At 68.1% G+C, this 14304-nt stretch carries 7 protein-coding genes; 4 read left to right on the top strand and 3 right to left on the bottom strand.

The genetic code is table 11. From position 1 onward, the window contains the following. Positions 1 to 14 precede the first annotated feature (14 nt). From A6A40_RS20165 to A6A40_RS20155, 3 genes are all read right to left on the bottom strand, one after another. Positions 15 to 323 (bottom strand): hypothetical protein, encoded by a 309-nt coding sequence (locus A6A40_RS20165; RefSeq protein WP_014188313.1) that lies wholly within the window; start codon positions 321 to 323, stop codon positions 15 to 17. A gap of 303 nt (positions 324 to 626) precedes the next feature. Then, positions 627 to 1994, bottom strand: a complete 1368-nt coding sequence (locus tag A6A40_RS20160; protein WP_174718536.1) for a sigma-54-dependent transcriptional regulator — start codon at positions 1992 to 1994, stop codon at positions 627 to 629. Next, a complete protein-coding gene (locus A6A40_RS20155; protein WP_236783911.1) occupies positions 1991 to 3826 on the bottom strand; it encodes an ATP-binding protein in 1836 nt (611 codons plus the stop codon). Before A6A40_RS20155 ends, A6A40_RS20160 begins: the two co-directional genes overlap by 4 nt. Before the next feature lie 271 nt (positions 3827 to 4097). On the opposite strand from A6A40_RS20155, the gene A6A40_RS20150 reads away from it, so the two are divergent. The 4 genes from A6A40_RS20150 to A6A40_RS20135 all read left to right on the top strand — a co-directional run bounded on the left by A6A40_RS20150 (position 4098) and on the right by A6A40_RS20135 (position 14143). Next, positions 4098 to 5414: a dicarboxylate/amino acid:cation symporter gene (locus tag A6A40_RS20150; RefSeq protein WP_108547666.1), complete on the top strand. Its 1317-nt coding sequence runs from the start codon at positions 4098 to 4100 to the stop codon at positions 5412 to 5414. Positions 5415 to 5653: 239 nt separating this feature from the next. After that, the gene (locus A6A40_RS20145) at positions 5654 to 7966 is read left to right on the top strand and encodes an NADP-dependent malic enzyme (protein WP_108547665.1); all 2313 of its coding nucleotides are present in this window, start codon (positions 5654 to 5656) and stop codon (positions 7964 to 7966) included. Positions 7967 to 8126: 160 nt separating this feature from the next. Beyond that, complete coding sequence (locus A6A40_RS20140) at positions 8127 to 10130, top strand: tetratricopeptide repeat protein (protein ID WP_108547664.1); 2004 nt, start codon at positions 8127 to 8129, stop codon at positions 10128 to 10130. Next, positions 10127 to 14143, top strand: a complete 4017-nt coding sequence (locus A6A40_RS20135; protein ID WP_108547663.1) for a tetratricopeptide repeat protein — start codon at positions 10127 to 10129, stop codon at positions 14141 to 14143. Before A6A40_RS20140 ends, A6A40_RS20135 begins: the two co-directional genes overlap by 4 nt. Positions 14144 to 14304: the final 161 nt, after the last annotated feature.

Below are 14304 nucleotides of genomic sequence, written 5' to 3'. Positions count from 1 at the left end.
TCCCGAAAGAGTGGTCAGACAGTCCGCGGGTGGTGCGGCAGATGGGCGAGGCGGCCGATCCGTTCGGCCACTTGCAGAGCCTCGACGACATCGTCGAGCCGCCCGTCGCGCATCAGGTTGTGCGCATGGGTGTTGAGCGCGGCGACGACGGCTCGTTCGTCGGACACCCCGCGGGCCGGCTGCCCATCGGGATCGAGCACGGTGGCGCCAAGCGCCGCCATGGCTTCCGCGGTCAGGTTCACGGCCTCGGACAAGGCCTCTTCGTCGTCATCCGCGGCGGTCAGGATCGGTTCCAGAAGCTCCGCAAGGAGACGGGGGGTCATGGTGCTAATCCTCGGTGACATTCTCAGGCCGTCCCCTTCGACGTCGATGCTGCACGGTCTCTCGATACAACAGCCGGAACGAAGGAAAGGTCCGTCAGTCCGCGCCGCCTGGAAGCCTGCTTTCCGGACTGTGGGAAGCGCTGCAGGACAGGAAAGGCCACATGGGAAGCGCTTGCACGTCCGGCAAGCGGAATGGAATGTCAATTGGCCGGATGGGGGAGGGCCGATCCGCCGGAGTCGTTGTGATCTGCCCTTTCCCGATTCCGGCGGAGAAGCCAACCGCCGTCCACCACGCGAAGACGGTTACTCGATGAAATCCTCCCGGCTCAGGCCGTAGCGCTTCAGCTTGTCGTAGAAGGTCTTGCGCGGGATGTTCAGCGCCTCGATGGCTGCCTTGACGCTGCCGCGCTGCCGGGCCAGTTCGGACTGGATCAGGCCTTTCTCGAACAGGTCCACCTGTTCGGCGAGCGACAGCGTGGACGGTGCGGGCGCGGCCGGCGCCACCTCCTCCAGCCCCAGCACGAAGCGGTCGGCGGCATTGCGCAGTTCACGGACGTTGCCCGGCCAGTTCTGGTCCATCAGACGCTGCATCTGCTCGCGGGTCGGCACGCGCGGCTCGCGGTTGTAGCGTGTGGCAGCCTGGGCGACGAAATGCTGGAACAGCAATGGGATGTCGTCGCGCCGTTCGCGCAGCGGCGGAATGGTCAGCACCACCACATTCAGGCGATAATAGAGGTCGGCGCGGAAGGTCCCGGCATCCGCCGCCTGCCGCAGATCCGTCTTGGTGGCGGCGACCACCCGCAGGTCGACCGCAACCTGCTCGTTCGATCCCAGCGGCTCGACCACCCGTTCCTGGATCACCCGCAGCAGCTTGACCTGCAGCGACAGCGGCATGCTTTCGATCTCGTCCAGGAACAAGGTGCCGCCGCTGGCATGCTCGATCCGGCCGACGCGGCGCTTGGCCGCGCCGGTGAAGGCGCCGGCCTCATGGCCGAACAGCTCGCTCTCGAAGATGGCTTCCGGCATCGCGCCGCAGTTCAGCGCGACGAAGGGGCTCTTGCGCCGCCCGCTCGCCTCGTGAAGCGCGCGGGCCACCATTTCCTTGCCGGTGCCGGTTTCGCCGAACACCAGCACGTCGGCATCGGTGTCGGCGACCGCGGCGATGGTGGTGCGCAGCCGCTCGATGCCGGCGGTACGGCCGACGATGGTCCCGGCAGGATCGGCGCCGCCGGCGATCTGCGCCCGCAGCCGTCGGTTCTCCATCACCAGCCGGCGCTTCTCGACCGCGCGGCGGGCGATCTCGGTCAGCCGGTCGGACGGGAAGGGCTTCTCCAGGAAGTCATAGGCGCCATTGCGCATCGCCTCCACCGCCATCGGCACGTCGCCATGACCGGTGATCAGGATGACCGGCAGGTCGGGATCGATCTCCCGTACCCGCGCCAGCAACGCCAGCCCGTCCATCTGCGGCATCCGCACATCGGTGACGAGGCAGCCCGGCCAGTCGCGGCCGAGATGGCGCAATGCCCGTTCCGCCCCGTCGCAGGCCGTCACCGCGAATCCCGCCAGTTCCAGCGCCTGCTGACCGGCCAGCCGCACCGCGCGCTCGTCATCGACGAACAGGACGCTGCCGGCGTTCACCGGGACGGAGTTTTCCGAAGTGGTCTGAGTCATGCCGGGTGTTCCGTTGTCTTGAGCCGCAGGGTGAAGGCCGCCCCCTGGCCGGGCTCCCCGTTGCGGTTGGCGGCGGTCAGGCTGCCGCCGAAATCCTCGACGATGCCGTGGCTGATCGACAGGCCGAGCCCCAGCCCCTCGCCGGCCTCCTTTGTGGTGAAGAAGGGGACGAACAGCCGCGGCAAATCCGCCTCGGCGATGCCATGGCCGGTGTCGGCGACGCTCAGCAGCGCTTCGCCCTCGGCCGACATCAGACCGATGCGCAGGCGGCGCACGGGACAGCCGCGCATGGCGTCCACAGCGTTGCCGATCAGGTTGACCAGCACCTGCTGCAGCCGCACATCCTCGCCCACCACCCACACCGGCCGGTCGGGCATGTCGACCTCCACCGCAATGTCGTCCCGCCGCAGCTTTGACTCCAGAAGCGCCAGTGCCTGTCCGACCGCAGCCTGGACCGACACCGGCCCCAGCGTGCCGGAGGCGCGGCGGGCGAACCCCTTCAACTGCCGGGTGATGGCCGCCATGCGGTCGGTCAGCGCCGCGATCTCCGCCAGATTGTCGCGCACCGCGTCCATGCGCCCGCGATCCAACAGAACCACCGCATTGTCGGCGAAGCTGCGCATGGCGGCCAGTGGCTGGTTGATCTCATGCGCGATGCCCGCCGACATCTGGCCAAGTGCCGCCAGCTTCGCCGCCTGGGTCAACTCGTTCTCCGCCGCGCGCAGATCGGCGGTGGCGGCGGCGACCCGCCGTTCCAACTCCGCACGGGATTCCTCCTGCAGGGCGATCCGCTCCACCAGCGCGACCCGGCGCAGCGCCACGGCATAGGCGGTCAGCGCGGCCAGCGCCGCCGCCGCCGCCGCCAGCAACCCGGCCACCCAGGCGCGGGCGTTGACCGGATCGCGGCTGGTCAGACTGTGCAGTGTCCAATCGCCGCCGGGCATCGCGACCGACGTCAGCAGATAGTGGCGAAGCCCGACCTTCTCCTCCAGCGCGATGCGGTCGGACGCACCGCCGAAGATCCAGGGCAGCACGTCCAGCCCCTCGCTGGTGCCCTGCGGGACGATCGGCAGGCTGATCGGCAGCCGGCGGGGCAGGGCATGATAGCGCCAGGACGGCATGTTGGTGATGAAGACCACGCCGTCGCGGTCGGTCACCAGCAGCTTTTCCTGCCCCGGAGCCCAAGCCCGTTCCAGCCGGTCGAAGCCCAGCTTCAGCACCACCGCGCCCACTGTGCGGTTTTCCGCCACCACCCGGTTGGCGGTGTAGTAACCCGGCACCAGCGAGGTGGTGCCGAGCGCGAAATGGTGCCCCTCGCCCTGGTCGATGGCCATGCGGAAATAGGGCCGGTAGGAGAAATTCTCGCCCACGAAGCTGGAGGCGTCCTTCCAGTTGCTGGCCGCCACCGTCGTGCCCCTGGCATCCATGACATACAGCGCCAGCGCGTCCAGCGCCCGCGCGATGTCCTCCAGCTTGCGGTTCAGCCTCTCCATCGCCGCCGGCGACGGATAGGCCAGCAGCGCCCGGACTTCCGCATCCTGGGCCAGGGCCAGCGGGACGGCGGCATGCCGCTCCAGTTCCGCCCGCAGGTTGGCGTTGTAAAGCGTCAGCTGCGCCTGCGCGCTCTCACGCAGATCTGCTTGAGCCTGCGACGACGCCCAGCCGGCCGCCACCGCCGCCGTCATCGGCACGCCGAGCAGCAAGGCCGCCATCAAAAGCCGGCGCGGCCGCTCCAGCGCACGGGCCACCATCTGCGCCGCACGGGAAGGCGACGACGGCGCGAACGGCTGTACGGTCGAATCTGTCGCCGGGTCGGCCGGGGTGTTAAGCAAGGGCGTCCTTTGTCATGCTGCGCCGCAACAAAGATGCTGCAGCGCTGTGAAGTGTGTGGATTTTCGCACATCGGAAAGCCTGCTGTCGTGCGGATTTTCGCCCTCTCATATTCGCCAAATGCTTGATGTTGCTGGATTCAGCAATTGGCCCACCGCTTGCTTTCACTGGCAATCAGTTGGGGGCCGCCCGCCCAGCCGGCGCCAATGCCGGACGAAAGAACGGGCACCCCGTCAGGAACGCCGTTCCGAGGAACGCCACGAGGAGAGCAGCATGAGCGCACACGCCATCGACGCGCGCCGGGATGGGGCGAAGAAGCCCTTCTACACCAACCTGACCTTCCAGGTTCTGAGCGCCATCACCATCGGCATCCTGCTGGGCCATTTCTATCCGTCCGTCGCGGTACAGATGAAGCCGCTGGGCGACCTGTTCATCAAGATGGTCAAGATGGTGATCGGCCCGATCGTCTTCCTGACGGTGGTGACCGGCATCTCCTCGATCGGCAACCTGAAGAAGGTCGGCAAGGTCGGCGGCAAGGCGCTGCTGTATTTCGAGGTGGTGACCACCTTCGCGCTCGGCATCGGCCTGCTGGTCGTCAACCTCGTGCGTCCGGGCGCCGGCATGAACATCGTGCCCGGCCAGTTGCAGGCCGATTCGGTGCAGAAATACGCCACAACCGCCAAGGAACACGGCTTCATCGACTTCGTCGTCGGCATCGTGCCGGACAACGTCGTCGGCGCCTTCGTCCAGGGCGACATGCTGCAGATCCTGTTCTTCGCCGTGGTGTTCGGCGTCGCGCTGTCGGCCATGGGCCAGAAGGGCAAGGTGGTCGAGGACATCTTCGACAAGATCGGCCATGCCCTGTTCGGCGTGATCGGCATCCTGATGCGCGTCGCCCCGGTCGGTGCCTTCGGCGCCATGTCCTTCACCATCGGCAAGTACGGCATCTCCTCGCTGACCGCTCTCGGCCAGCTGATGGCGTCGGTCTACATCACCATGGCGATCTTCGTGTTCGTCGTGCTGGGCGGCATCGCCAAGGCCTACGGCTTCAGCATCTGGAACTTCATCCGCTACATCCGCCAGGAACTGCTGATCGTGCTCGGCACCTCCTCCTCGGAGTCCGTGCTGCCGCGCATGATGGAGAAGATGCAGAAGTTCGGCTGCTCCAAGCATGTCGTCGGCCTCGTCATCCCGACCGGCTATTCCTTCAACCTCGACGGCACCTCCATCTACCTGTCGATGGCCGCGATCTTCATCGCCCAGGCCTTCAACGTCGACCTGACGATCTGGCAGCAGCTCTATATCCTGGTCATCCTGATGCTGACCTCCAAGGGTGCGGCAGCGGTGACCGGTGGCGGCTTCGTGACGCTGGCCGCCACCCTGTCGGCCACCGGCGTCCTGCCGATCGAAGGCCTGGCCCTGCTGCTGGGTGTCGACCGCTTCATGTCGGAAGCCCGCGCCCTGACCAACCTGATCGGCAACGGCGTCGCCACCGTCGTCGTCGCCAAGATGGAAGGCGAGTTCGACGAGACCAAGGCGGTCGCCGAGTATCAGCAGCACTTCAAGGAGCCGGCTCTGGCCCAGCTGTGACGACAGGCAAATGACAGGAAAGCAGGGGCACCCGCCGGATTTGGAAAATCCAAAGATGGTCCATCCGGCACACCCGCGGATCCTGTAAGGTAAGGGGACGGTCCGATTTGGTTCGGATCGTCCCCTGTCCGTTTGCCAGGGATGGTTGGCGCAACAGTCCGAATGGGCTATAACCGCCAATCAGGTGACGTGAACGCAAAGAATTAACTGAAATCTCGTTAACCGGAGGAAGAAACCCGATGTCCGGCGATTTTGAAGCGATGGCGCTTGAATATCACCGCAACCCGCGGCCCGGTAAGCTGGCGATCGTCGCGACCAAGCCCATGGCCAACCAGCGCGATCTGGCGCTTGCCTATTCGCCGGGCGTTGCCCACGCCTGCACCGCCATCGCCGAAGACCAGTCGAAGGCGGCGGAACTGACTTCGCGCGCCAATCTGGTCGCGGTGGTCACCAACGGCACAGCCGTGCTGGGCCTGGGCCACATCGGGCCCTACGCCGCCAAGCCGGTGATGGAGGGCAAGGCCGTCCTCTTCAAGAAGTTCGCCGGCATCGACTGCTTCGACATCGAGTTGAACGAACTGGACGTCGATGCCCTGGTCGACACCATCGTCCGGCTGGAGCCGACCTTCGGCGCCATCAACCTGGAAGACATCGCCGCCCCCGCCTGTTTCGAGATCGAGCGCCGCTGCCGCGAGCGCATGAAGATCCCGGTGTTCCACGACGACCAGCACGGCACCGCCATCGTGGTGGGCGCCGCCGTTCTGAACGGTCTGGCGCTGGTCGGCAAGGACATCTCGAAGGTCAAGGTCGTTTCCACCGGTGGCGGTGCCGCCGGCATCGCCTGCCTCGACCTGATGCTGTCGCTCGGCGTCCGCCGCGAGAATGTCTGGTTGGTCGACCGCATCGGCGTGGTCCACAAGGGCCGCAACGAGGAGATGAACGAATACAAGGAAGCCTACGCGCACGATACCGAAGCGCGCACGCTGTCCGACGTCATCGACGGCGCCGACATCTTCCTCGGCCTGTCGGGCGCCAAGGTGCTGAAGCCGGAGCTGCTGGCCCGCATGGCCGACAAGCCGCTGATCCTGGCGCTCGCCAACCCCGAGCCGGAGATCATGCCGGACCTGGCCCGCGAAGCCCGCCCCGACGCCATCATCGCCACCGGCCGGTCCGACTTCCCCAATCAGGTCAACAACGTCCTCTGCTTCCCCTTCATCTTCCGCGGTGCGCTGGACGTCGGCGCCACCACGGTGAACGAGGAGATGAAGATCGCGGCCACCCACGCCATGGCCAACCTCGCCCGTGCCGAGCCGTCGGACGTGGTGGCGGCGGCCTATGTCGGTGAATCGCTGCGCTTCGGCCCGGACTACATCCTGCCCAAGCCCTTCGACCCGCGTCTGATCGTCGAGGTGTCGTCCGCCGTCGCCAAGGCCGCGATGGAATCCGGCGTCGCCACCCGGCCGATCGCCGATTTCCGCGCCTACCGCGACCAATTGAACCAGTATGTCATCCGCTCCGGCCTGTTCATGAAGCCGGTCATCACCAAGGCCAAGACCGCGCCCAAGCGCGTCGTCTATGCCGAGGGCGAGGATCCGCGCGTCATCCGCTGCGCCCAGGTGGTGGTGGACGACGGCATCGCCCAGCCGATCCTGATCGGCCGGCGCGAGGTGATCGAGCGCGTCATTTCCGAGATGGGCCTGCGCCTGAAGATCGGCCAGGACGTCGAGGTCATCGAGATCATCCGCGACCCGCGCTATCACAACTTCACCGAACATTACCGCAAGCTGATGGGCCGCCGCGGCGTGTCGCCCAGCCATGCCGCCAACGTGGTCCGCACCCAGCCGACCGTCTTCGGCGCGCTGATGGTCCGCCGTGGCGAGGCCGATGCGCTGGTCTGCGGCACCACCGGCCGCTTCAACGAGCATTGGGCCCACATCTGCGGCCTGATCGGCTTGCGCGACGGCGTGAAGGTCGCCGCGACGATGAACGCGCTGATCTCGCAGAAGGGCGTCCATTTCATCACCGACACCTACGTCAACCCCGACCCGACCGCCGAACAGGTGGCCGAGATCGCCCGGCTGGCGGCGGACGAGGTGAAGCGCTTCGGCATCGAACCGAAGGTGGCGCTGCTGTCGCACTCCAACTTCGGCAGCGCCGACACGCCGTCGGCCCGCAAGATGCGCGCCGCGGTGGAACTGGCGTATGAGCAGATGCCGGACGTGGAGATCGACGGCGAGATGCACGCCGATGCCGCACTGGCCCCCGCCATCCGCAAGGAATTGCTGCCCGACAGCCGCCTGAAGGGCGAGGCGAACCTGCTGGTGATGCCGACGCTGGACGCCGCCAACATCGCCTTCAACATGATGAAGATCCTGGGCGAGGCGCAGAATGTCGGCCCGATCCTGCTGGGTGTGCAGCGGCCGGTCCACATCGTCACCCCGTCGGTCACCACCCGCGGTCTGGTCAACATGACCGCCGTCGCCGTGGTCGATGCCCAGCTCGCCGACCCGGTCAACGCCGCTCCGACCCCGCCGGCGGGCGTGGAGGCGTAACAGCCGGTACGGCGAAGTTTCCTCTCCAGCAATCGGAGCGACCTTTGGTCGGCCGAGGGCTGGGGAGGGGTAGGGAGGGGCGGGCGCAACCGCCACGCCCCATTCCCCTGCGCTGAATTCGTGCTATCCCTTACCCGTAGCCAACGGGAACGGCAGGGGCATGAACCGCAACCAGCGCAAATCGGGCAACGCCGCCGCCACCGCCGCGGCGCTGGTGGGACAAGCCGTGCCGCTGCACCAATCCGGCCGTCTGGCGGAGGCGGAAGCCCTTTACCGTCAGGCGCTCGGCATCCAGCCGCGCCAGCCCGACGCGCTCCACCTGCTGGGCATGATCGCCTGCCAGACCGGCCGCCTCAAAGAAGCCGCCGACCTGATCGGACAAGCGGTGGCGGCCAAGCGCGACGTGCCCGATTACCATGCCAATCTCGCCTATTCGCTCCAGGCCCTTGGCCGTTCGGCAGAGGCGGAGCGGGCGGCCCGCAACGCCCTGCGTCTGCGCAACCCGTTCCCCGAGGCCGCCAACTCCCTGGGCAACGCCCTGAACGCCCAGGGAAAGAGGGAAGAAGCGGCCACCGCCTACCGTGCGGCCCTGCGCGCCCGTCCCGACTATGCGGAGGCGGAGGGCAACCTCGGCGCCGTGCTGCGCAGCCTCGGCCGTTCTGCGGAAGCGGAGCCGCTGCTGCGTCATGCCCTGGCCGCCAACCCGGCTTTGACCGAGGCCCGCGCCGCGCTGGGGCTCGCCCTGCTCGACCTCGACCGCGCCGAAGAGGGTGAGGCGGCATTGCGCGCCGTCCTGGCCCGCCGGGCCGACCATGCCCCCGCGGCGCTGGCATTGGCCGGTTCCCTCCAGCGTCGCCATGAGGTCGCCGAGCCGGTCTACCGCCGCTATCTGGCATTGGAACCGGCAGATGCCGAGGCGTGGAATGCTTTCGGTCTCGACCTGCAAGGCGCCGACCGCATCGATGCCGCGGCGGAGGCCTTCGCCCGTGCGCTGCGGCTGGCGCCGGCCATGGCGGAGGCGATGACCAACCTCGGCACCGCCCGCCGCCTGCAGGGCCGGACGCGCGAGGCCGCCGATCTGCAGCGCGGTGCGCTGGACCTGCGCTCCGGCTATGCCGCCGCCCATGCCAATCTGGGGCTCGCGCTTCAGGACCTGGGCGACGAGACCGGAGCGGAGCAGGAATTCACCCGCGCCCTCGACGCCGATCCGGCTCAGGCGCTTGCCCGTTTCAACCGCGCCATCCTGCGCCTGCGCCAGGGACGCTTGGCCGAGGGGTGGGAGGATTATGCCGCCCGCTTCGACTCCGGCCTGCTGAGAACCAAGCGTCCATTCGATATTCCGGAATGGAAGGGCGACGATCTCGCCGGACGCCGCCTTCTGCTGTGGGCGGAACAAGGCCTGGGCGACGAATTCATGTTCGGCTCCCTGCTGCCGCTGGCGATCGCCCGCTTTCCCGACCTGATCGTCGAATGCGAACCGCGGCTGGTTTCGCTGTTCCAGCGTTCCTTCCCCGGCACCGTCATTCGGGCTCCGACGCGTCGGCCGGGCGACGCAGACTGCCATCTGCCCTTCGGTTCGCTGCCGCGGCTGATGTGGAGGACCGCCCCCGTCCCGACGCCTCCCGCCGGGTGGCTGAAGCCGGACCCCGAGCGGGTGGCGGCTTGGCGGCAGCGGCTGGACGCGCTCGGCCCGGGTCTGGCGGTCGGCATCGCCTGGACCAGCCAGCGCCTCACCGCCGAACGTCGTCCGTCCTACACCCGGCTTGACGATTGGCGTCCTTTGCTGCGCCTTCCCGGCCTGCATCCGGTCAGCCTGCAATATGACGGACGCGAGGAGGAGATCGCGGCGGTCGAGGAACGGTTCGGTCTGCGCATCCACCGTTGGCCGGATCTGGACCAGATCGGCGATCTGGAGAGCACGGCGGCCCTGATGGCGAACCTCGATCTGGCGGTCACCGTGGCGTCTTCCGCCGGGGAGATGGCGGCTGCTCTCGGCGTGCCGGTCTGGCGGCTCGGCCGGCGCGACTGGACCCAACTGGGCACCGCGGTGCGTCCCTGGTTCCCGACCATGCGCTGCATCCATCCCCAGGGGGGGACTGCCATTGCCGATATTATTCCTCAAGCAGCACAAATGATTGCAAGATTTTCTACAGGTGATCTGTGAGCGTTACCCACCGGTTTGCCGAAGCGCTTCGGCACCATCAGGCTGGCGCCCTGGCAGAGGCCGAACCGCTGTATCGGCAGGTTCTCGATGCGGAACCGCTTCATGCAGATGCCCTGCATCTGCTGGGCGTCCTCTACCATCAACTCAATAAAAACGAACAAGCTATTGTCCTGATTGATAAAGCTGTCCAGCTTGCGCCGGAGGTCGCAGACTACCATGCCAACCGGGGCATCGTGCTGCAAAGGCTGGGCAGGCTGGATGCGGCGGAGGCGGCACAGAGGCAGGCGTTGGATTGTAGCCCCGGCCATGTCGGCGCTCATTTCAACCTGGGACTGGTGTTGGCGGCCCAGGAGCGGTTGAGGGAAGCGGCGTCCCATTATGCCGAGGCCGCCCGCCTGTCCCCCAGGCTGGCCGATGCCCACCTGAACCTTGGCGCTGCATTGCAAGGGCTCGGTCGGGCAGAAGAGGCGCTTGAAGCCCACGCGATGGCGGCGGAGTTGCTGCCCGGCGATCCCCGGCCCTGGACCAACCTTGCGGTCAGCCTGCGTCATCTTGGACGGATGGCGGACGCCGCGGACGCATTGCGCATGGCTGCGACATTGGGCGGCGGCACCAACGATCCCACGACCTTGTCGGCACTGGCCGCGGCACTCCATGCCGCAGGACGAACGGAAGAGGCCGCCGAGCGCTATGCTGACACCCTGCGGCTTGATCCAAGGAATGCTTTTTGTCTCAACGGATTGGGGCTATGTCTTAAAGCGCTTGGTCAGCTGGACGATGCCGCCACCTGCTTCGACGCGGCGACCGCCATCGAGCCCGACCATGCGGAAGCCCTCGACAATCTCGGCAGCATCCGCAACGCCCAGGGCCGCTACGCGGAGGCCGAGGCACTGCACAGGCAGGCGATAGGCCATCGTCCGGACTTCGCCGGAGCGTGGAACAATCTGGGCAATGCCCTCCACGCCGCCGGCCGCACCGGAGAGGCCTGGCGGGCTTGGCATACCGCTCTGGCTCTCCATCCCGCCCTGGCCGAAACCCACACCAACCTTGGCAACGCCCTGCGCAACGCCGAGCGTTTCGCCGAGGCCGAACGGTCCCAACGCCGCGCCATCCTCCTTGCCCCATGGGAGGCACCGGCGCGCAACAATCTGGGCCACCTGCTCCAGGGCCGGCACGACCATGCCGGGGCGGCGGTCTGCCATCGCAGCGCCCTGGCCCTGGATCCCGCCTATGGCGAGGCGTGGAGCAATCTGGGGCTGGCGCGCCAGCGGCTTGGCGACGCCAGCGGGGCGGAGCGGTGCTATGACCGCGCCTTGTGCCTGCGCCCGGACCTTTCGCTGTCCCATTTCAACAAGGGCCTGCTGCGGCTGGAAGCCGGTGACCTCGATCGCGGTTGGCCCGGCTATGCCTGGCGTTTCGGATCGGGGCAGGTCGGACAGGGACGCCAGCCCCGTGCCCAGCCCTGGCGCGGCGAGGACCTGACCGGCCGCCGCCTGATGATCTGGGGAGAGCAGGGGGTGGGCGACAGCATCCTGTTCTCCGCCCTTTGTTCCGAGTTGGCCGGCCGCGCCGTCTCCACCATCCTGGAGGTCGATCGCCGGCTGGTTCCGCTGTTCGCCCGATCCTTTCCGACCCTCAGGGTGAGGGCAGAGGCCCTGGACGGACAGGGACGGGAGGCGATGGCGATCCCGGACTACGACCGCCATGTGCCGATGGGCTCCCTGCCGCGGGTCCTGCGCCGCAGGCTGGCCGATTTCCCGCCGCGCCCATCCTGGCTGATCGCCGACGCTGCCTTGGCCGAGCGATGGCGCGGACGGCTGGCAAAGCTCGGACCCGGCCTGCGGGTGGGCATCGGCTGGCGCAGCCAATTGATGACGGCCGAGCGAAGCATCGCCTATCTGCCGCTCGACGCCTGGGCGCCGCTGTTCGCGCTGCCCGGAATTCACTGGGTCGTGCTGCAATATGGCGAGGTGGAGGACGAGGTCCGGCAGGCCGAGCAGCGCTTCGGTATCCGGCTGCACCGCTGGGACGATCTGGACCGCAAGGATGATTTCGACGGCGTGGCCGCACTGATCGCCGGGCTGGACCTCGTCATCTCGCCGGCGATGTCGGTGGGCGAACTTGCCGGTGCGCTCGGCGCGCCGGTCTGGCGCTTCGGCAGCCGCGATTGGACGCAGCTGGGGGCGGGGGTGCGTCCCTGGTATCCATCGATGCGCCTGTTCCAACCCCGCCCCGGCGAACCGCTGTCGGCAACGCTGGAGGACATGGCCCGCTGCCTGGCGAGGCTGGCTGCAGACGCCGACCGGCCTTCGGGAGGTGGTTCGGAGCAATCCAGCAGGATATTGCTGGAACAGGCAGTTTCCTTGCATCGCCAGGGCCGCTTTGCCGAGGCCGCCACCCTCCACCGCAAGGCGGTCGCCGCCGACCCGCTGCATCCGCCGGGCTGGACCAACGGCGGCCTTTCCCTGCTCGGGTCGGGTCAAACGCAAGCCGCCATCCACTGGCATCGGCGGGCAGTGGCGCTGAACCCGGCCTTCACGGAGGCGATTGGAAATCTCGGCGTCGCCCTCCAGGCCGGCGGCGCGGCGGCGGATGCCGCGGCCCTTCACCGCCGCGCCCTCCGGCTGCGTCCACAGATTGCCGAAAGCTGGGGCAACCTTGCCGCCGCTCTGCTCGCCGACCGGCGTTATGGGGAGGCGGAGGCGGCCTGCATCCGTGCCGCGGCGCTCTCGCCGTCCCTCGCCGGGGTACTCACCACGGCCGCAGCGGCATTGAAGGGACAGGGACAATTCGACGCCGCCGCCAAGCACAGCCGAAGAGCATTGCGCATCGTTCCGACTTCGGCCAAGGGTTGGTCGAACCTGGGCATGGCTCTGGCCGGGCTCGGACGGTGGGGCGAGGCCTTGAACGCCCACCGCCGCGCGGCGGCTCTCGCCCCGGCATTGCCGGACATCCTGCTCAACCAAGGCCATACGGCGCTGCTGCGGGGCGAGCGCAGGCTCGCGCGTGCCTGCGCCGAACGAACCCTGAGGCTCGCACCCGGCCGGGGGGACGCGCGGATGAACCGGGCCCTGCTGCGGCTTGCAGAAGGCGACATCGTCGGCGGTTGGGAGGATTACGCCCACCGCTTTGCCGCCGGCGACGCCGTGCCTCGCCGCTTCGGCATTCCGGAATGGCAGGGAGAGGATCTGGCGGACCGCAGCATCCTGGTGTGGGGTGAGCAGGGGCTGGGCGACGAAATCCTGTTCGGAACCGTGCTGCCCGATCTGGTCCGCCGGGCCGGGCGGGTGATCGTCGAGTGCGACCCCCGCCTGACCGCCTTGTTTGCCCGCGCGCTGCCGGGGGCCGAGGTGCGGGCGCCGACGCCGGATCATCGGACCGGTCCGCAGGACGTCGATGTCCACGCCCCGATGGGCACGGTCGCCGCGCGGTTGCGCCCCGCCCTGCGGCATTTCCCGGCGGTTTTACCGTTCCTGATGCCCGACCGGACCGCGGCCGCGGCATGGCGCGCACGGCTGGCGGCCCTGGGCCCCGGCCTGAGGGTTGGCATCTGCTGGCGCAGCAGCCGCATGACGGCGGACCGTGCCGGCGCCTACAGCCGCATCGCCCAGTGGGGACCGCTCCTCACCCTGCCCGGCATCACCTTCCTCAGCCTTCAGTATGACGAGCATGCGGCGGAGCGGGCGGAGGCGCAGCAGCGCTTCGGCATGCCCCTGCACCACTGGCCCGACCTCGACCAGCGCAACGACCTGGAAGGCGTGGCGGCGCTGATGGCCGGCCTGGACCTCGTCGTTACCGCACCGACCGCCGTGGGGGAGCTCGCCGCCGCGCTGGGCATTCCGGTCTGGCGGATCGGCATGGGAACCAACGACTGGTCGTCGCTGGGAACAGCGGTCCGACCTTGGTTTCCGTCGATGGCGCTGGTCGGGGATCCGGCCGGGCATGATGCCACGCTATCCATGGTGGCACAGCGCCTTCGCCGTCTGGCTGACGCCAATGGCACGGCGGCCTGACCATCCGAGCGGAAGCGTCAGCGCGATTCCGCATTGCGATTCCCGTTCGCGCCCATTATCGACTATGCCCGCCGGGTCCCGCGCAGGGTGGATGACCCGGCGCCCGCGCCGTCGTAAGCTGCATCGTCGGCCGGCTGGCGGCAGCGGGGCTTGAGGGAAAG

Source organism: Azospirillum humicireducens, from assembly GCF_001639105.2.
Classification (GTDB): Bacteria; Pseudomonadota; Alphaproteobacteria; order Azospirillales; family Azospirillaceae; genus Azospirillum; species Azospirillum humicireducens.
The sequence above is the reverse complement of the archived record's forward strand: the minus strand, read 5'-3'. Positions and strand labels throughout refer to the sequence as shown.